The organism is Duganella sp. P38, from assembly GCF_050859475.1.
Taxonomy (GTDB): Bacteria; Pseudomonadota; Gammaproteobacteria; order Burkholderiales; family Burkholderiaceae_D; genus Rugamonas.
This window is the reverse complement of record NZ_CP193936.1, coordinates 1,389,391-1,408,468: the sequence shown is the minus strand read 5'-3', so window position 1 is coordinate 1,408,468 and position 19,078 is coordinate 1,389,391. Positions and strand designations below refer to the sequence as shown.

Sequence of the window (19,078 nt, the reverse complement as noted above, 5' to 3'; positions counted from 1 at the left end):
TCAGACCTTTGGATAATTAGTCAGTTTGGCCGGGACGCCGCTGATCGAGCCTGCGCCCATGGTCATGACGACATCGCCGTCGCGCACCACGCCCATGATGGTCTCCGGCATATCGCCGATGGCCTCCACAAAAATTGGTTCCGTCTTGCCGCGTGCGCGCAGGGCGTGCGACAGCGCGCGGCCGTCGGCAGCCACCACCGGCGCTTCGCCGGCGGCGTACACCTCGCCCAGCACCAGCACGTCCGGCGTGCCGAGAACCTTGACGAAATCTTCGAACAGGTCGCGCGTGCGGCTGTAGCGGTGCGGCTGGAAGGCCAGCACCAGGCGGCGGCCCGGATAGGCGGCGCGCGCGGCGGCCATGGTCACTTCCATTTCCAGCGGGTGGTGGCCGAAATCGTCGACCAGCGTGAACTTGCCGCCGCCGGGAATGGCGACCTCGCCGTACTTGGTGAAGCGGCGGCCGACGCCGGCGAAACCGGCCAGGCCGGCCTGGGTCGCGCTGTCGGCGACGCCGATCTCGCGCGCGATGGCGACGGCCGAGCAGGCGTTTTGCACATTGTGCATGCCCGGCTGGTTCAGCACCACGTCCAGGTCCGGATAGCCTTCCTGCTTGACGGTGAAGTGCATCTCCACGCCCACGGCGCGGGCGTTCACGGCGCGCACTTCGGCGTCTTCGGCAAAACCGTAGGTGGTGACCGGCTTGGTCACGTGCGGCAGGATCGAGCGCACATGCGGGTCGTCGATGCACAGCATGGCGCGGCCGTAGAACGGCAGGCGGTGCGTGAAGTGGACGAAGGCCTGCTTGAGCTTTTCGAAATCGTGCTCGTAGGTTTCCATGTGGTCGGCGTCGATGTTCGTAATGACTTCGATCATCGGCGTCAGGTTCAGGAACGAGGCGTCCGACTCGTCGGCTTCAGCGACGAGATAGTCGCCGGTGCCCAGCTTGGCGTTGGCGCCGGCGCTGGTCAGGCGGCCGCCGATGACGAAGGTCGGATCGAGGCCGCCCTGCGCCAGCACCGAGGCCACCAGGCTGGTGGTGGTGGTCTTGCCGTGCGTGCCGGCGATGGCGATGCCGCGCTTCAGGCGCATCAACTCGCCCAGCATCACCGCGCGCGGGACGATAGGCACCTTGCGGCTGCGCGCCGCCACCACTTCAGGATTGTCCTGCTGTACAGCGGTCGAGGTCACGACGGCGTCGGCCTTGCCGATGTTTTCCGCCGCGTGGCCCTGATACACGGTCGCGCCCATGCCGGCCAGGCGCTGGGTAACGGCATTGCTGCCCAGGTCCGAGCCGGACACGTTGTAGCCGAGCGTCAGCAGCACTTCGGCGATGCCGCTCATGCCGCTGCCGCCGATGCCGACGAAGTGGATATTCTGTACCTTGTGTTTCATGCTAACTGCTCCAATACCTGCGCGATTGCGTCATTCGCGTCGCGCTTGCCGACCTCGCGCGCGGCCGTGGCCATGGCCAGGCACGATGCGCGGGTCAGCGTTTCCAACAGCGCCGCAACACTCTGCGCGCTCAATTCCGTCTGCGGCATGTGGATCGCCGCCTTCTGCTTTGCCATCCACTGCGCGTTGTCGCGCTGGTGGCTGGTGGTCGACGCCATGAACGGCACCAGCACGCTGGCCACGCCAGCCGCCGTCAGCTCGGACACCGTGATGGCGCCGGCGCGGCAGATCACCAGATCGGCGGCGCTGTAGGCGGCCGCCATGTCGTCGATGAACGCGACCACATTGGCCGTCACGCCGGCCTGCTGGTACGCGGCCCGCAGCGCGTCGATATTCTTCTTGCCCGACTGGTGCGTCACCAGCGGACGCTGTGCTTCGGGGATCAGCGCCAGCGCGGCCGGCAACGCATCGTTCAGCGCTTTCGCGCCCAAACTGCCGCCCACCACCAGAATCCGCAGCGGGCCTTCGCGGCCTTCAAAGCGTTGCGCCGGCGACGCCATGTCCAGAATCTCCTTGCGCACCGGATTCCCCGACACCACGGCCTTGCCGGCGGCGCTGCCGAAATCGGCCGGGAAGCCGAAGCACACGCGGTCGGCGAACGGTACCAGCGTTTTGTTCGACAGCAGCAGCGCCGCGTCGGCGTTCACCAGCACCAGCGGCGTGCCGCGCATGCGCGACATCAGGCCGCCCGGCACGGTGACGTAGCCGCCCATGCCCAGCACCACGTCCGGCTTGCGGCGGCCGATAAAGCCGAAGCAGTCGGCAAACGCCTTTACCATCTTCAGCGCGCCGCCCAGCGAGTGCTTGATGCCCTTGCCGCGCATGCCGGTGAAGTTGATGCTGTCCATCGCGATGCCGTGCTTCGGGACCAGCTCCTGCTCCATGCCGGTGGAAGTACCCAGCCAGCTCACTTCCCAGCCGCGCGCGCGCATGGTTTGCGCGATCGCCAGGCCGGGGAAAATATGGCCGCCGGTGCCGGCCGCCATAATCATCAGTCGTTTCATAGTCTGCCACCACGCATCAGAACCCGGTTCTCGTAGTCGATCCGGAGCAGGATCGCGAGCCCGATGCAGTTAATTACAACGCCCGTGCCGCCATAGCTCATCAGCGGCAGGGTCAAGCCCTTGGTTGGCAGTAAGCCCAGGTTCACACCCATATTGATAAACGTCTGCACGCCGATCCAGATGCCGATGCCCTTGGCCGTCAGGCCGGCGAAGGTCTGGTCGATGGCGATGGCCTGGCGGCCGATGTCGAAGGCGCGCTTGATGATCCAGTAGAACAGCGCGATCACCACCAGTACGCCAACCAGGCCGAGTTCTTCGCCGATCACCGCCAGCAGGAAGTCGGTGTGCGCTTCCGGCAGGTAGTGCAGTTTTTCGACGCTGCCGCCAAGGCCAACGCCAAAAATCTCGCCGCGCCCGAAAGCGATCAGCGAGTGGGTCAGCTGGTAAGCCTTGTTCAGCGCATTGTCTTCTTCCCACGGATTGAGGTAGGCGAAGTAGCGCTCGCGGCGGAACTTGGACAGCGCGATGATCGAGCCGAAGATGGTGACCAGCACGGCGCCGATGCCGCCGAACCAGATGGCGTTGATCCCGCCGAGGAACAGGATGCCCATGGCGATGCAGACGATCACGCCGAAGGCGCCAAGGTCAGGCTCCAGCAGCAGCAACAGGCCGACGAAGCCGATCGCCGCCGCCATCGGCATGAAGCCCTTGGTCAGCTTGTGCATGTATTGCTGCTTGCGCACGGTGTAGTCGGCGGCGTACAGCACGGCGACGACTTTCATCAGCTCCGACGGCTGCACGTTGAATACCTTCAGCGACAGCCAGCGGCGGCCGCCGTTGACCACCACGCCGACGCCCGGAATCAGCACCAGCACCAGCAGCACCAGTGTGCCGATGAACAGGTACGGCGCGGCCTTTTGCAAATCGGCGATGCGGACGCGGAACACGAACAGGCCGGCGATCAGCGAAACCACGATGAACATGGCCTGGCGTTGCAGGAAGTAGGTGTTTTGCCAGCGCACGTAGTTGGCGAACTTCGGCGAGTCCGGCAGCGAGATCGAGGCCGAATACACCATCACCATCCCGAGCAGCATGAGCAGCAGCGTGACCCAGACCAGCGGCTGGTCGTATTCCATCATCTTCGACTGCCGCGCGCGACTCTCCATCGGCGTTTCAGCCGACTTGGCGCCAAAGCGGAACGGCAGCTGGATGGCCATCAGATCTCCTGTCCAGCGTCGAGCGCGATATCACGCACGGTGTCGATGAACACCTGGGCGCGATGCGCATAGTTTTTAAACATGTCCATGCTGGCGCAGGCAGGCGACAGCAGCACGGCGTCACCCGCCTGTGCCAGTTCGCTGGCGCGCTTGACGGCTTGCGGCAGGTCGGTGCCGCAGTCTTCCAGCACGTATGGCAGCTCCGCGCCCTGCTCGCGCGCGGCCTGCTCCAGCGCGGCGCGGATTTGCGCGGCGTCGCGGCCGATCAGCAACGCGGCGCGGGCGTAGTGTTGCATTGGCTCCGCCAGCGGCGCGAAGTCCTGGCCCTTGCCGTCGCCGCCGAGGATGACCAGCAGGCGCTGGTTCTGGCCGGCGAAGGCTTTGCCGAGGCCATTCAGCGCGGCCACGGTGGCGCCAACGTTGGTGCCTTTGCTGTCGTCGTAGTATTCGACGTCATTGATGGCGCCGACCAGTTCCACGCGGTGCGGCTGGCCGCGATATTCGCGCAGGCCGTGCAGCAGTGGCGCCAGCGGCAAATCGATGGCGCGGCACAGGGCCAGCGCGGCCAGCGCGTTGGCGGCGTTGTGGATGCCGCGGATTTGCAGCGCGTCGGCCGGCATCAGGTTTTTGACGACGCATTCCACCGGTGGTGGCGGCGGGTCGTTCTTTTTGCGTTTCTTCGGTTCGCCCTCCTCCTCGGCCGGGATGGCGGTGGCCAGCCACAGCACGCCACGCTCGTTGTTCAGGCCAAGGTCGTCGCGCAGGGTTGGCGCGTCGGTGCCGAAGGTGACGTTATGGCCGTTCGGGCTGGCCATGCGCATGGTGGTGGCGTCGTCGCGGTTCAGCACGCGGACCGTGTTGGCGGCGAAGATGCGGTGCTTGGCGGCGGCGTAGGACGGCATGTCGCCGTGCCAGTCCAGATGGTCTTGCGTGACGTTCAGCACAGTCGCGGCGTCGGCTTCCAGCGTGAACGTCGTCTGCAATTGGAAGCTGGACAGCTCCAGCACCCAGACATCCGGCAGCGCGGACGGCGACGCGGCGGACCGCGCGCCCGCATCCTGCGAAGCCGGCGCTTCGGCAGCAGCGACGTGCGGCGCAGCGACATCGGCGACGCCCGGCACGGCTGCTGCGACGGCGGCTGAGGTGACGGCGGACGCGGTGGCTAAGGCGGCGGCGTTGGCGGCGTTGGCGGCGGCGGGCGACGAAGCGTCGAGCACTTCGCGCAGCACGTCCAGTGCAGCGGGGCTGATGTTGCCGGCGACGCGCACGGTCTTGCCGGCGCGCTCGCACAACTGGCCGACCAGCGTGGTCACGGTGGTCTTGCCATTGGTGCCGGTGATGGCGATGATCTTCGGCGCGTAGCCGCGCGCTTCCCTGAGCCACTCCAGCGCCTGCGCGAACAGCTCGATCTCGCCCCACACTTCGATGCCGGCGGCAGCGGCGGCAGGCGCAATCTCAGCCAGTTCGCGGCCAGGCGCCAGGCCTGGGCTGACGGCGACAAAATCCACGCCGTCGAGCAGCGCGGCGCCAAACGGACCGGCGACGAATTCCGCTGACGGCACGGCAGCCAGCAACGCCGGCAAACGTTCAGGCGACTCACGCGTATCGGCCACGCGCACGCGCGCGCCGCTGCGGGCGAGCCACAGCGCCATCGCCAGGCCGGATTCCCCCAGCCCTAATACCAGTGCGTTTTTGCCTTCGTAAATCATCAGCGCAGTTTCAACGTCGAGAGTCCAACCAGTACCAGAATCATCGTGATAATCCAGAAGCGCACGACAACCTGGGTCTCTTTCCAGCCTTTTTGTTCAAAGTGGTGATGCAATGGCGCCATCAGGAACACGCGACGGCCAACGCCATAGCGCTTCTTGGTGTACTTGAACCACGTCACCTGAATCATCACCGACACCGTTTCCGCAACGAAGATACCGCCCATGATGAACAACACGATTTCCTGGCGCACGATCACCGCGATGGTGCCCAGCGCGCCGCCCAGCGCCAACGCGCCGACGTCGCCCATGAACACCTGCGCCGGATGGGTGTTAAACCACAGGAAGGCCAGGCCCGCGCCGGCCAGCGCGCCGCAGAAGATAATCAGCTCGCCCGCGCCAGGAATGTGCGGGATGAACAGGTACTTCGCATAGGTCACGCTACCGGTCAGGTAAGCGAACAGCCCAAGGGCCGAGCCAACCATAATGGTCGGCATGATCGCAAGGCCATCCAGGCCATCGGTGAAGTTAACGGCGTTGGACGAACCTACGATGACACAGTAAGTCAGCGCAATGAAGCCCCACACGCCCAGCGGGTAGCTGATCGTTTTAAAGAACGGCACGATCAGGTCGGCCTTCGGCGGCAGGTCCATCGAAAAGCCCGACTGCACCCAGGCGAAGAACAGCTCGAACACCTTGCTGGTGTTCGGCGCCGACACGGAAAACGCCAGGTACAGCGCGGCGGCGATGCCCACCAGCGACTGCCAGAAATACTTCTCGCGCGAGCGCATGCCTTCGGGGTCCTGGTACACCACCTTGCGGTAGTCATCCACCCAGCCCACCGCGCCGAAGCCCAGCGTAACGATCAGCACCGGCCAGATCAAACGGTTCGACAGGTCGCACCACAACAGCGTGGAAATGGCGATCGACAGCAGGATCAGCACACCGCCCATGGTTGGCGTGCCGTGTTTTTTCAGGTGAGTCTGCGGGCCATCGGTACGCACGGCCTGGCCATACTTCATCGCGGTCAGCTTGCGGATCACGAACGGACCAGCGGCCAGGCCGATGAACAGCGCCGTCGCGGTGGCGAACACCGCGCGGAAGGTGATGAAGTTGAAGACCCGGAGGAACCCGATGTCATCCTGGAAGAATTGTGCGAGCCAGAGCAGCATGATTAGTGACTTTCCTTGTTAGCTTGTTGCGACCCAATCAAATGCTGCACGACCCGCTCCATCTTCATGAAACGGGAGCCCTTGATTAATACAGTTGCATCAGGCGATACCGCCGCTTCAACAGCAGTCAGCAAATCGCCAAAGTTTTCAAAATGACGAACGTTGGCGCCCTTGATGTGCGCCGCCAGTTCGCCCGTAACCAGCACCGTTTCGATGCCCTTATCCTGCGCGTACGCGCCTATCTCTTCGTGGAACTCGCGGCCTTGCGTGCCGACTTCGCCCATGTCGCCCAACACCAGCACGCGCGGCGCGGCGGCCTGCGACAGCACGTCGATGGCGGCGCGCACCGAATCCGGATTCGCGTTGTAGGTGTCGTCGATTACCACCGCACCATTGACGGCCTGCTTCTTCTGCAGGCGGCCGCTGACCGGCGCAAACGTATCGAGCCCGAGCTTGATCTTCTCCAGCGACACGCCGGCGGCGTAGGTGCACGCCACGGCCGCCAGCGCGTTGCGCACATTGTGTTCGCCGGCCGCTTGCAGGCGCACGAAGAACTGGCGCACATCGCCTTCGCTTTCGCTGATGGTGATGAACATCTCGCTCTCGAAGTCGCTGGCGCGGAAGCTGCAGCTGACTTCCGCGTCCTTGCTCAGGCCAAAGCGCAGCATGCGGCGGCCGGCCGACAGTTCTTCCCAGATCGGCGTGAACTCGTCGCCATGCGGGAAGACCGCCACGCCATCGGTCGGCAGCGCCGACAGCACCGAGCCGTTCTCGCGCGCCACGGCTTCCACCGTGTGCATGAACTCCTGGTGCTCGCGCTGGGCGTTATTGACCATGGCGATATTGGCGCCGGCGATGACGGCAAGGCGGCCGATTTCACCCGGATGGTTCATGCCCATCTCGATCACGGCGGCCTGGTGCTGCGCGCCCATGCGGAACAGCGTAAGTGGCACGCCGATTTCGTTATTTAGGTTGCCGCGCGTGGCCAGGCGGCCTTCCTCGCCGTGGGCGGCGGCCAGAATGGCGGCGATCATTTCTTTCACCGTGGTCTTGCCGTTGCTGCCGGTGACACCGATGACCGGCACCTTGAACTGCTTGCGCCACCAGTTGGCGATCTGGCCCAGGGCCACCAGCGTGTCGGGCACCACGATGGCCGGCAGCGCGAAGCCTTCCGGCACCTGTTCCACGACGACTGCGGCCACGCCCTTCTGCGCCACTTGCGGCAGGAAGTCGTGGGCGTCGAATACTTCACCGCGCAGCGCGACGAACAGCGCGCCCGCGGCAACGCTACGGCTGTCGGTCGACACGCCGTCAAAAGCAACATCGCCGGCGTTCACCAAGCGTGCGCCGGTCAGGGAAGGCAGAATTTGTGCGACTGCTGCGCGCATTAATTCGTCCTCATCATGGTTAAGCGGGCCGACAGCGCCAGTTGCGCGTGGTCGGCGTCGGAAAATGGCAGCTTCTTGCCCTTGATTTCCTGATACGGCTCGTGGCCTTTACCGGCCAGCAGAATCACGTCCGGCTTGGCCGCATGCTTGATCGCCGACAGGATGGCGGCGGCGCGGTCGTCCAGCGCCTGCACCGTCGATGCCGGGTTGTTCTGGTCCATGCCGGCCAAAATCTGTTCGATGATGGCGTGCGGCTCCTCGCTGCGCGGGTTGTCGCTGGTGACCAGCACATGGTCCGCCGCCTGCGCGATCCGGCCCATTTGCGGGCGCTTGCCCGGATCGCGGTCGCCGCCGCAGCCGAACACGCACCACAGCTGGCCGCCACGGTCGTTGGCCACAGGGCGCAGCGCGGCCAGGGTTTTCTCCAGCGCGTCCGGCGTGTGCGCGTAGTCGATGACGATCAGCGGCGCATCATGGCCGCCCACCTGCTGCATGCGGCCCGGCGCCGGCTCCAGCGATTCGGCCGCTTCGATGGCGGCGCGCAGGCCCAGGCCCCTGGCCAGCACGGCGCCCATCACGCCCAGCGCGTTGCTGATATTGAAGGCGCCCACCAGTTGCGTGCGCACCTGCGCCACGCCCAGCGGGCAGTCCAGGTGGAATTCGGTGCCGCCACTGCGGCCGGCGCGCAGCTGGCTGGCGCGCAGCATCATCACGCCGTCAATGTCCGGGCGCGCGGCGGCGTCGTGCAGCGTGTAGCCGATCAGCGGAATTTCGCCGCCCGGCGGCGCAGCCTTGGCTTGCAGATGATCGATGATACGCACGCCGGCCGGATCGTCCAGATTGACGACGGCGGTTTTCAGGCCCGGCCAGTCGAACAGCCTGACCTTGGCCGCCTCGTAGGCTTCCATGGTGCCGTGGTAGTCCAGGTGGTCGCGGGTCAGGTTGGTGAACAGCGCCACGTCGAAGTGCATGCCCGATACGCGGCCCTGTTCCAGGCCGATCGACGACACTTCGATCGCCAGCGAGGCGGCGCCCTTTTCGCGCAGCTCGGCCAGCGAGCGCGCCAGCAGCACCGCGTCCGGCGTGGTGTAGCCGGTGACTTCGTATTCCACTTCGCCGCGCGGCTTGAATACGCCCACGCCCAGCGTGCCGATGACGGCAGCCGGCTCGCCGCCGCGCGACAGGGCCTGGCCCAGCCACACGGCGCTGGAGGTCTTGCCGTTGGTGCCGGTGACGCCAACGGTAAACATGCCGGCGTCCGGCTGCTGGTAGAAGGCGTGGGCGATGGCGCCGGCGTTCTTCTTCAGGTTCTCGACCGCCAGGTAAGGCACGGTCCACTTGTCGTTCCAGGTAAAGCCGGCGGGATCGATCACGACCAGCGCCGCGCCCTGCTCGATGGCGCTGTCGATAAAGCTGCGCCCATCGCCGGCGTCGCCGGGATAAGCAAAAAACACATCGCCCGGCTTGATGCGGCGCGAATCCGAAGCCAGCTGCGCGGTCGGCGCCAGCTTGCGGATCGCGGCCGAGACAGCAGACAAATCGGCCGATGGGTCGAAAATAGAAGTCGTCACATGTTCCCCTGTGCTGCAGATTCAGGAATGATGATATGGGTCAGGTCCGAGTCGGGCGCGATATTCTTGGCGCGCAGCGCTTGCGCCGCCAGCGCGGAGAACACCGGGCCGGCGACGTCGCCGCCGTAGCGTTGCGCGCCACTTGGCTCGTCGATCATGACGGCGATGATGAAGCGCGGGTCCGACATCGGCGCCATGCCGACAAAGTTACCAATGTATTTGGTGTGCGAGTAGCGGCCGCCGATGAACTTCTGCGCGGTGCCGGTCTTGCCGCCCACGCGATAGCCCGGCACCTGCGCCTTGACGGCGGAGCCGCCCGGCAGCGTGACCATTTCCAGCATCTCGCGCATTTCGGCGGCGGTCTTCGGGCTGATGACCTGGGTGCCGTGCGGCGCCTCGTGCACTTTCTGGAACGACAGCGGAATGATGTCGCCGTCGCGCGCCAGCACCAGGTAGGAACGGGCCAGCTGGATCAGCGACACCGAGATGCCCTGGCCGAAGCTCATGTTGGCGTGTTCGATCGGGCGCCACGATTTATATGGGCGCACGCGGCCGGCCACGGCGCCGGGGAAGCCCCACTTCGGCTGCTGGCCGAAACCGAGCTTGGTGAACATCTCCCACAGGTCCTGCGCCGGCATGCCGAAGGCGATCTTGGTGGTGCCGATGTTGGACGACTTCTGGATGATGGTCTGCACGTCGATCATGTAGTGCGGGTGCGTGTCGTGGATCACGCGGTCGCCGATCACCATCGAGCCGTTGCCGGTATCGAACATGGTGTGCGGCGTGATCTTCTTGGCGTCCAGCGCCATCGCCACCGGGAACGGCTTCATCGACGATCCCGGCTCGAAGGTGTCGGTCATCACGCGGTTGCGCAGCTGCTCGCCGGTCAGCTTGGAGCGGTCGTTCGGGTTGTAGCTCGGCCAGTTGGCCAGCGCCAGCACCTCGCCGGTGTGCACGTCCAGCACCACGGCGGCGCCGGCCTTGGCGCCGAACTTCTCGACCGCTTCCTTCACCTGGGTGAAGGCGATGTACTGGATCTTGCTGTCGATCGACAGCGTCAGGTCCTTGCCGTCGTGCGGCTCGCGCACCGACTCGATATCCTCGACGATGCGGCCCAGGCGGTCCTTGATCACGCGGCGGCTGCCCGGAATGCCCTGCAGCGTTTTCTGCTGCGCCAGCTCCATCGATTCCTGGCCGACGTCTTCCAGATTGGTGAAGCCAACCACGTGGGTGGTCACCTCGCCCTGCGGATAGAAGCGCTTGTACTCGCGCTCCGAACCCAGGCCCGGGATGCCCAGCTTGGCGATCTGCTCGGCCGCGTCCAGTTCCACCTGGCGCTTCAGGAACACGAAGCTGCGGTCCGAGTTGAGTTTTTCTGCAGCTCGGCGTTGCTCATGTCGAGCAACCGCGCCAGCTCCTTGAGTTTTTCCGGCGGCGCGTCCTGCACCTCGTCCGGGTTGGCCCAGATGGCCTTGACCGGCACCGACGACGCCAGCACCTGGCCATCGCGGTCGGTGATCTTGCCGCGCGTGGCCGGCAGCGTCAGCGTGCGCGCGTAGCGGGCCTCGCCCTGCTTTTGCAGGAACTGGGTCGACAGGCCTTGCAGCCACAGGGCGCGCGCGGCCAGCGCGGCGAAGGCGGCAAACAATACGAACAGCACAACGCGCGAGCGCCAGGTCGGCAGGCGCACCGCCAGCACCGGGCTCTTGGAGAAGGCCACGCCTTTCGAGGCGGCCACGCGCGAGGTGTTCAGATTGCTGCCGCGGCTCATTTCGCGTGCTCCGGCGTCAGGTACTGGGTGCGCGCCGCGGTCAGCGGCGTCATGTTCAGGTCGCGGCGCGCGATCTCCTCGATGCGGGCGTGCTTGCCCAGCGTCGACTGGTCGAGCTGCAGCTGCGCCCATTCGATGTCCAGCTGGCGCGCCTGCGACTGCGTGCGTTCCAGTTCGATGAACAGGTGGCGCGCCTGGTACTGCGCGTTCACCAGCGACAGGCCGCAGCCCACCAGGATGGCGGTCAGCACCAGGTTGATCTTGCCGCTCATGCCGCCTCCGCAGGAATCGGCAGGCGGCGCGCCACGCGCATCACCGCCGAGCGGGCGCGCGGGTTGGCGTCGACTTCCTGCTCGGACGGCTTCATCTTCGACAGCAGCTTCAGTTCCGGCTGCGGCAGGTCGACCGCGCGGATCGGCAGGCGGCGGTCCGGCTGTTCGACATTGGCCTTGGAGGCGAAGAAGCGCTTCACCATGCGGTCTTCCAGCGAATGGAAGCTGATGATGGCGAGGATGCCGCCCGGCGCCAGGCTGTCGTAGGCGTGGTTCAAACCGACTTCGAGGTCTTCAAGCTCTTTATTGATGAAAATCCGGATAGCCTGAAATGTGCGGGTTGCCGGATCCTTGCCCTTTTCCCGAGTCTTGACCGCGCCTGCCACGATGCCGGCAAGCTGTCGTGTGGTTGAAATTGGTTCGACTGCCCGGCGAGCAACAATCGCCTTTGCAATCTGAAAAGCAAACCGTTCTTCCCCATATTCCTTTATCACCTTTTCCAGTGTCTGTTCGTTTTCAGTGGCGAGCCACTCCGCCGCCGACATGCCGCGCGTGGTGTCCATGCGCATGTCGAGCGGGCCGTCGTTACGGAAACTGAAGCCGCGCGCGGCGTCATCCACCTGCGGCGACGAGATGCCCAGGTCGAGCAGAATGCCGTCGACCTTGTCCACGCCCTCGGCCGCCAGCGCCGCGCGCATGGTGGCAAAGCTGTCGTGGACGATGGTGAAGCGTGGATCGTTGATTTGTCCGGCGGTGGCGATGGCCTGCGGGTCCTTGTCGAAAGCGATCAGGCGCGCCTTGGCGCCCAGCTTCGACAGGATCAGGCGCGAGTGGCCGCCGCGGCCGAACGTGCCGTCGACGAACACGCCGTCGGCGCGCGCGCCGTCCAGCGCCAGCGCGTCAACCGCTTCGTCTAGCAGCACCGTGCGATGCTGGAATTCAGGCACCGTTGTCGTGGTCATATGACGGAGCCTTAGAAGGAGAAATTAGCGAGTACATCGGGAGTGCCGGCCTCCAGGGCCTGCGCTTCTTTTTCCGCCATCTTGGCGGCGTCCCAGATCTCGAAGTGCGAGCCCATGCCCATCATCATGACCTCTTTTTCCAGGCCGACGGCGGCGCGGAGTTCGGGCGAGATGAGGATGCGGCCGGCGGTGTCCATTTCCACGTCGGTGGCATAACCGAGGAAAATGCGCTGCCACGCGCGGGCCTGCATGGGCCAGGCGGCGATCTGTTGACGGTGTTGCTCCCACACGGGACGGGGGAACAGCATGACGCAGCCGTCGGGGTGGCGCGTCAGGGTGAGGCGGCCCTCACACTGGATCGACAGCGCGTCACGGTGCTTGGCAGGAATGGACATCCTGCCTTTGGCATCGAGATTGATTGCGGACGCGCCTTGAAACACGTGATTACCTTTTACCTCAGTATGGTTAGCGGAGCATGAACCGATGACTTCCTGTTTTTTATCCTCCCTGTCCGCTAAGTCAGGCAAAATTTCCCACAAAAAGACACTTTTTCACACAGATGCCCACTTTAGAGGATGGCTGAATAGCGGTCAAGCGCTTTCAGCCAATCGAAACCGCGATTTTAGTAATGAAATTAAGGACTTAGCGCGATTCCTTGAAGCCAGCTTGAAATAAAATAATTCGATAAATTAAGTACTTAGCTAAGGTTGTGAAGGTGACACCTCATCTGTACCCATGTGTTTTGGTCGGAAAATAGCGGATCAAAAAATTGATCTAAATGTATAAAGTTGCAAACCGCCAACATTGCGGTAGCAAATGGACAACATTGGAAAAATGGGGATGGGACGGGAGAAATCGCAGAGGATCGCATCAGCAGCGACCTGAGGCGGAATGGGGAACCTTCACAAAACCAGCACCAATGTTAAATCAACGACAAGCCGGACGGGCAAGTTGTATATACAAATATTACAGCAAACCAAACACTATTATACGCCCCACCTCGTCGTTCCCGCGCAGGCGGGAACCCATACTGAGCTTGCTTTTGACGCGCTCCATGGGTTCCCGCCTGCGCGGGAATGACGGGGCGGATGCATCACTCCTCCCACGCCTTCGATCGCTCAACGGCACGCGACCATTTGCCCAGCAGCTCGCTGCGGCGCTCAGCGGACATGGCCGGCTCAAAGCGCCGCTCGCAGACCCACTGCGCAGCAATCTCCTCCTGCGAATCCCAGAAGCCGACCGCCAGCCCAGCCAGGTAAGCGGCGCCCAGCGCCGTGGTTTCCGTCACCTTGGGACGCACCACCGGTACGCCCAGCAAATCGGCCTGGAATTGCATCAGCAGGTCGTTGCGGGCGGCGCCGCCATCGGCGCGCACCTCGATCAGCGGCATGGCACGGTGCGACGCCTCGACGTCCTTCTGCATCGCCGCCATCAACTCGGCGCTCTGGTAGGCGATGGCCTCCACCGCCGCGCGGGCGATGTGGGCGCGGGTGCTGCCCCGGCTCAGGCCGAACAGCGCGCCGCGCGCATAGGCATCCCAATGCGGCGCGCCCAGGCCGACAAACGCCGGCACCATGAACACGCCATCGCTGTCCGGCACGCTGGCCGCCAGCGCCTCCACCTCGGCCGAGGACTGGATGATGCCGAGCCCGTCCCGCAGCCACTGCACCGTGGCGCCGCCCATGAACACGCTGCCTTCCAGCAGATAATCGGTGGCGCCGTCGACGCGCCAGCCCACCGTGGTCAGCAGGCGGTTGTGCGAGGCCACCGGATGCTTACCCAGATGCATCAGCATGAAGCAGCCGGTGCCATAAGTATTCTTGACCATGCCCGGCTGGAGGCAAGCCTGGCCGAAGGTGGCCGCCTGCTGGTCGCCGGCGATGCCGGCCACCGGGATCGCCGCGCCGAACAGGCTGTGATGGGCATTGCCGACCTCCTCGCTGGACGAGACGATCTGCGGCAACACCTGTTCCGGAATGCCGAACAGGTGCAGCAGGTCGTAGTCCCAGCGCATCAGGTGGATATTGAACAGCATGGTGCGCGCCGCATTGCTGACATCGGTCACATGCTTGCCGGTCAGCTTGTACACCAGCCAGCTGTCGACGGTGCCGAAGGCCAGCCCGCCCTGCTCCGCCCTGGCGCGCGCGCCCGGCACGTGGTCCAGCAGCCACTTCAGCTTGGTGGCGGAGAAATAGGCGTCCAGCTCCAGGCCGGAGATGTCGGTGATTTTCTTGGCCTTGCCGTCGGCGCGCAAGGCGTCGCAGATGGCGGCCGTGCGGCGGTCCTGCCAGACGATGGCGGGAGCGACCGGCTCGCCGGTCTTGCGGTCCCACATCAGCGTGGTTTCACGCTGGTTGGTCACGCCGATGGCCAGCACGTCGTGGGCGTCGACGTGATTGTCGGCCAGCACCTTGCGGGCCACCGCCAACTGGCTGTGCCAGATATCCATCGGGTCGTGCTCGACCCAGCCGGGATGCGGGAAATGCTGGGGAAATTCCTGCGCCGCACAGCCGCAAATCCGGCCCTGGTGGTCGAACAGGATGGCGCGTGAGCTGGTCGTGCCCTGGTCCAGGGCGAGAATGTATTTTTTCATCGGCAGAAGTCCCCAGCGCAGCGTGCGCTCAGCTCCGGCGTCCGCCGCGAAAAATCGTTGTTAGTTGAAGCAAGCCGATAGGCCGGATTTTGTTACGGCACAGGCGAACCTGCGCTATGACAGCCATTCCTCTAGGCGCTGGATTACTCCAGCGCTCAAGCTTCCTACCCGCACGCTCCGCGAGCAACATCATCGCGTGCCTATTTGGAATTGCACCAGGTGGAGGTTACCGCGTTTCACCGTAACTTAATACGCTCGTCTCTGTGGCCCTATTCCTCGCCTTATACCTCGTGAAAGGCTTTCAGCGGACGGCCGTTAACCGTCACCCCGCTCTATGGAGTCCGGACCTTCCTCCCGTCAGGCCTTACGCACTGACCAGCGGCTGTCTGGCTTGCTTCGGGCGCTATTGTACCAGTCCGCGCCTGCAAATCTGAAATTTGGTGTCGCCATTCCAAAAGCCGGCCCCGCGCCGCCACCGTAGAATGCCTGGACAATCCACCCACGAGGCCCATCACAATGACGCAACCATCCCGCTCCGGCGGCCAGATCCTGGTCGACGCCCTGAAGATCCACGGCGTGGACACCGCTTTTGGCGTGCCCGGCGAAAGCTACCTCGACGTGCTCGACGCGCTGCACGATTCCGACATCCGCTTCATCATCAACCGCCAGGAAGGCGGCGCCGCGTTCATGGCCGACGCCTACGGCAAGATGACCGGCCAGCCGGGCATCTGCTTCGTCACGCGCGGGCCGGGCGCGACCAACGCCTCGATCGGCGTGCACACGGCCTTCCAGGACTCGACGCCGATGATCTTGTTCATCGGCCAGGTCGGCAGCGACTTCATCGACCGCGAGGCGTTCCAGGAAATCGACTACCGCCGCATGTACGGCCAGATGGCCAAGTGGGTGACGCAGATCGACCGCGCCGACCGCATTCCGGAATACATCGCGCGCGCCTTCCAGATCGCCACCAGCGGCCGCCCCGGCCCGGTGGTGCTGGCGCTGCCCGAGGACATGCTGACCACGCAGGCGGCCGTGGCCGACACGCGCCGCTACCGGCCGGTGCAAGCGGCGCCTTCGGCCGCGCAGATCGATACGCTGCGCGCCATGCTGGCGGCGGCGAAGAAACCGCTGGTCTTGCTGGGTGGCGGCGGCTGGGATGAGCAGGCCTGCGCCGACATCCAGCGCTTTGCCGAAGCCAACCAGCTGCCGGTGTCGTGCGCGTTCCGCTTCCAGGACTTGCTCGACAACGAACACCCGCACTACATCGGCGACGTCGGCATCGGCATCAACCCGAAACTGGCGGCGCGCGTGCGCGAGGCGGACCTGATCCTGGCCATCGGTCCGCGCCTGGGCGAGATGACCACCAGCGGCTATTCGATCCTGCAAGCGCCGGTGCCGGCGCAGCGCATGGTCCACGTCCACGCCGACGCCGAGGAGCTGGGCAGCGTCTACCAGGCGGAATTGATGATCAACAGCGGCATGCCGCAGGTGGCTGCAATGCTGGCGGCGATGGCGCCGCTGGACGCATCGGCATGGGCCGGCAGCGTGGCCGAGGCGCGCGCGGAACTGAAGGCGTGGCAGCAGCAGCCGGCGATTTTCCAGGACGGCAAGGCGCCGCTGGACCTGTGGCAGGTGGTGCAGCAGATCGACCGGCTGGCGCCGCACGACGTCATCATCACCAACGGCGCCGGCAACTACGCCACCTGGGCGCACCGCTTCCACAGCTACGGCGGCATGCGCACGCAGCTGGCGCCGACCAGCGGCGCCATGGGCTACAGCGTGCCGGCCGGCGTGGCGGCCAAGCTCATCGATCCGGCGCGCACGGTGATTACCTTTGCCGGCGACGGCGAGTACATGATGAACGGCCAGGAGCTGGCCACGGCGGTGCAGTACCGGGCCGGCGTCATCATCATCGTCTTCAATAACGCCATGTTCGGCACCATCCGCATGCACCAGGAGCGCGAGTATCCGGGACGCGTGTCCGGCACTACGCTGCACAATCCGGACTTCGCCGCGCTGGCGGTGGCCTACGGCGGCGCCGGCGAGGTAGTGACGCAGACGGCGCAGTTCGGCCCGGCGCTGGAACGCGCGCTGGCTTACACGCGCGAACAGCGCCTGCCGGCCGTCATCGAGCTGCGCTACGACGGCAACCTGATCACGCCGGGCGCGACGCTGGAAACCATCCGCCGCAACGCGGCGGCGGCGCGCGCCGGCAAGTAAGCTGCGGCCGGCCTACAGGCCGGCGGTGGTGGTGGAGCCGGCGTCCAGCACCGGCTTGTCTTCCTCGGCTTCCTTCTTGATCTTCGGCGCCGGGCAGGCGCGGCAGTTGTGCGCCTTGCGGCCGAAGTCGGTCACCAGCGGCAAGCGCATCGGCAGCGACTCGTCGCCGCAATAGCCGCCGTCAAGCACGATGGCCTTGCCGCCGTCGACCACCTTGGCGTTGATGACGCGCTCATCCTCGTCCGGCGGCTGCACCGTGAAGTAAAACTGCTGGCCGCGCGGATCGATGGTGACGTCGCTGGCCACCACCGGCCAGCTCAGGCCGCCAGCCGTGTATTCATATAACACCGTATCGACTTCGGCGAAGCGTTGCAGCGTGATGCGCTGGCCGCCGAATTCGCCGCTGTCCGGGTGGATGCACAAGTCGGAATAAACCTGCATGCCGTAGCGCGGCAGGCCGCCGGCTTTCTTGCCGCCGCCCTTGGGCGCGGCCAGCACGGCGCAGGAAGCCAGCAAAATGGCGCCGGCAAACGCGGCGCGTCGTGTCGTCTTCATCATGACTGCTTTCAGAAAAGAACAACGGCTGCCCAGGGCAGCCGTTGTTGAGTCTAAACCTGAGGAATCAGATTAGAACGAGTGTTTCACGCCCACGTTGAAGGCTTTGTCACCGGTACCAGCTTCGGTGTTGTTACCAACGGTGTAGCCTGCGCCGTTTTTGTTTTTGATTTTAGCGAAAGCAACGTAGGTGCTGGTGCGTTTCGACAGAGCGTAGTTGTAGCCGATTGCCCATTGCGAAGCGTCACGGTTAGCAACTTCTTTGTCGTCTTTGTCGATGTACGAAGCCATCAGGGTGCCCGATGCGCCCAGTGGTGCGGTCAGACCGATCAGAGCGTCGCGGCTGTCTTGCGACTGCGAGAACACGTAGCCGAAGGCGTTGGTGGTCGCGGCTGCGCTAGCTGCGCCGTTGATCGGAGCCGAACCCTGGCCCGAATCTTTGCTCCATGCGCCGAACACTTTTACAACTTTGAAGTCGTAGTTAGCGGCAACCAGGGTGTTGTGGCCAACGCCGGCGGTTTTGATCGCTTGGGTGTCGTTGTTTTTCATGTTGTAAGCAACAGCAACGTTCAGAGGACCGTTGTTGTAGCCCAGCGAGCCGCCAACTTGACGTGCAGCCGACGAATCGCCGTTTTGCTCGCCCAGGCTGTACGAAACCGAACCGGTGAAGCCCGACAGGTTAGGGGTTTTGTACACAACGGCGTTCGAGTTGCGGGTCATGTACGACGCCACTGGGAACAGGTTTTTAGCGGTACCAGCGTAGCCCATTGCGAACGGGTCACCTACGTCACGCAGGGTTTCGTAGTACGGGGTGTACTGACGGCCCAGGGTCAGGGTGCCGGCGGTTTTCGACGACAGGCCAACATAGGCTTCACGGTTGAACAGGGCGCTGTTCGAGTTGTCCAGGGTGCCGTCGTCGATTTTCACGCCGGTTTCCAGTTTGAAGATCGCGCTCAGACCGCCACCCAGATCTTCGGTGCCTTTGAAGCCGATGCGCGAAGCCGATGCTGCGCCGCTGGTGGCTTTGGTCACGTTGCCTTGGGCGCCGCCGCGTTCTGCGGTGATGCCTGCATCAACGATACCGTAGATGGTTACGTTCGATTGAGCGAAAGCTGCGGAGCTGGTAGCTGCCAGTACGGCGATAGCGATAAGGGATTTTTTCATTACGTGTTTCCTTCAGTTGTGTTGCTGTAAA

General features: G+C 64.5%; 14 protein-coding genes, 1 other RNA gene and 1 pseudogene. 1 reads left to right on the top strand and 15 read right to left on the bottom strand.

Going from position 1 to position 19,078, the window contains the following annotated elements; translation table 11 throughout:
* The 13 genes and pseudogenes from murC to rnpB all read right to left on the bottom strand — a co-directional run bounded on the left by murC (position 1) and on the right by rnpB (position 15,506).
* A complete protein-coding gene (murC, locus tag ACRQ5J_RS06465; protein ID WP_432381931.1) occupies positions 1-1,392 on the bottom strand; it encodes a UDP-N-acetylmuramate--L-alanine ligase in 1,392 nt (463 codons plus the stop codon).
* Positions 1,389-2,456, bottom strand: coding sequence for an undecaprenyldiphospho-muramoylpentapeptide beta-N-acetylglucosaminyltransferase (gene murG, locus ACRQ5J_RS06460; protein ID WP_432381930.1), 1,068 nt, complete (start codon positions 2,454-2,456; stop codon positions 1,389-1,391). Before murG ends, murC begins: the two co-directional genes overlap by 4 nt.
* On the bottom strand, positions 2,453-3,673 hold the full coding sequence (gene ftsW, locus ACRQ5J_RS06455) for a putative lipid II flippase FtsW (RefSeq protein ID WP_432381928.1): 1,221 nt from the start codon (positions 3,671-3,673) through the stop codon (positions 2,453-2,455). Before ftsW ends, murG begins: the two co-directional genes overlap by 4 nt.
* Positions 3,673-5,382: a UDP-N-acetylmuramoyl-L-alanine--D-glutamate ligase gene (gene murD, locus ACRQ5J_RS06450; protein WP_432381927.1), complete on the bottom strand. Its 1,710-nt coding sequence runs from the start codon at positions 5,380-5,382 to the stop codon at positions 3,673-3,675. The genes ftsW and murD overlap by 1 nt, the downstream gene beginning before the upstream one ends.
* Positions 5,382-6,551 (bottom strand): phospho-N-acetylmuramoyl-pentapeptide-transferase, encoded by a 1,170-nt coding sequence (mraY, locus tag ACRQ5J_RS06445; protein WP_432381926.1) that lies wholly within the window; start codon positions 6,549-6,551, stop codon positions 5,382-5,384. The genes murD and mraY overlap by 1 nt, the downstream gene beginning before the upstream one ends.
* Before the next feature lie 2 nt (positions 6,552-6,553).
* Positions 6,554-7,939 carry a UDP-N-acetylmuramoyl-tripeptide--D-alanyl-D-alanine ligase gene (locus tag ACRQ5J_RS06440; RefSeq protein WP_432381924.1) on the bottom strand — a complete coding sequence of 462 codons (1,386 nt, stop codon included), beginning with the start codon at positions 7,937-7,939 and terminating at the stop codon, positions 6,554-6,556.
* Positions 7,939-9,510: a UDP-N-acetylmuramoyl-L-alanyl-D-glutamate--2,6-diaminopimelate ligase gene (locus ACRQ5J_RS06435; RefSeq protein ID WP_432381922.1), complete on the bottom strand. Its 1,572-nt coding sequence runs from the start codon at positions 9,508-9,510 to the stop codon at positions 7,939-7,941. Before ACRQ5J_RS06435 ends, ACRQ5J_RS06440 begins: the two co-directional genes overlap by 1 nt.
* Positions 9,507-11,281 (bottom strand): annotated as a pseudogene (locus ACRQ5J_RS06430) (peptidoglycan D,D-transpeptidase FtsI family protein). The gene ACRQ5J_RS06435 and the pseudogene ACRQ5J_RS06430 overlap by 4 nt, the downstream one beginning before the upstream one ends.
* The gene (gene ftsL / locus ACRQ5J_RS06425) at positions 11,278-11,553 is read right to left on the bottom strand and encodes a cell division protein FtsL (RefSeq protein ID WP_432381921.1); all 276 of its coding nucleotides are present in this window, start codon (positions 11,551-11,553) and stop codon (positions 11,278-11,280) included. The pseudogene ACRQ5J_RS06430 and the gene ftsL overlap by 4 nt, the downstream one beginning before the upstream one ends.
* Positions 11,550-12,515: a 16S rRNA (cytosine(1402)-N(4))-methyltransferase RsmH gene (gene rsmH, locus ACRQ5J_RS06420; protein ID WP_432381919.1), complete on the bottom strand. Its 966-nt coding sequence runs from the start codon at positions 12,513-12,515 to the stop codon at positions 11,550-11,552. Before rsmH ends, ftsL begins: the two co-directional genes overlap by 4 nt.
* An 11-nt stretch (positions 12,516-12,526) precedes the next feature.
* Positions 12,527-12,955 (bottom strand): division/cell wall cluster transcriptional repressor MraZ, encoded by a 429-nt coding sequence (mraZ, locus tag ACRQ5J_RS06415; protein ID WP_432383599.1) that lies wholly within the window; start codon positions 12,953-12,955, stop codon positions 12,527-12,529.
* Positions 12,956-13,608: 653 nt separating this feature from the next.
* On the bottom strand, positions 13,609-15,108 hold the full coding sequence (gene glpK, locus ACRQ5J_RS06410) for a glycerol kinase GlpK (RefSeq protein WP_432381918.1): 1,500 nt from the start codon (positions 15,106-15,108) through the stop codon (positions 13,609-13,611).
* A gap of 62 nt (positions 15,109-15,170) precedes the next feature.
* Positions 15,171-15,506, bottom strand: an RNA gene (gene rnpB / locus ACRQ5J_RS06405) — RNase P RNA component class A.
* A gap of 118 nt (positions 15,507-15,624) precedes the next feature.
* Between rnpB and ACRQ5J_RS06400 the strand changes: the two genes are divergently transcribed.
* Positions 15,625-17,328, top strand: coding sequence for a thiamine pyrophosphate-binding protein (locus ACRQ5J_RS06400; protein ID WP_432381916.1), 1,704 nt, complete (start codon positions 15,625-15,627; stop codon positions 17,326-17,328).
* A 12-nt stretch (positions 17,329-17,340) separates the two neighbouring features.
* Here ACRQ5J_RS06400 and ACRQ5J_RS06395 read toward each other — a convergent pair whose 3' ends face one another.
* Both ACRQ5J_RS06395 and ACRQ5J_RS06390 read right to left on the bottom strand, forming a co-directional pair.
* Positions 17,341-17,883, bottom strand: a complete 543-nt coding sequence (locus tag ACRQ5J_RS06395) for a hypothetical protein (RefSeq protein WP_432381915.1) — start codon at positions 17,881-17,883, stop codon at positions 17,341-17,343.
* 72 nt (positions 17,884-17,955) lie between these two features.
* Positions 17,956-19,047 carry a porin gene (locus ACRQ5J_RS06390; RefSeq protein WP_432381913.1) on the bottom strand — a complete coding sequence of 364 codons (1,092 nt, stop codon included), beginning with the start codon at positions 19,045-19,047 and terminating at the stop codon, positions 17,956-17,958.
* Positions 19,048-19,078 lie beyond the last annotated feature (31 nt).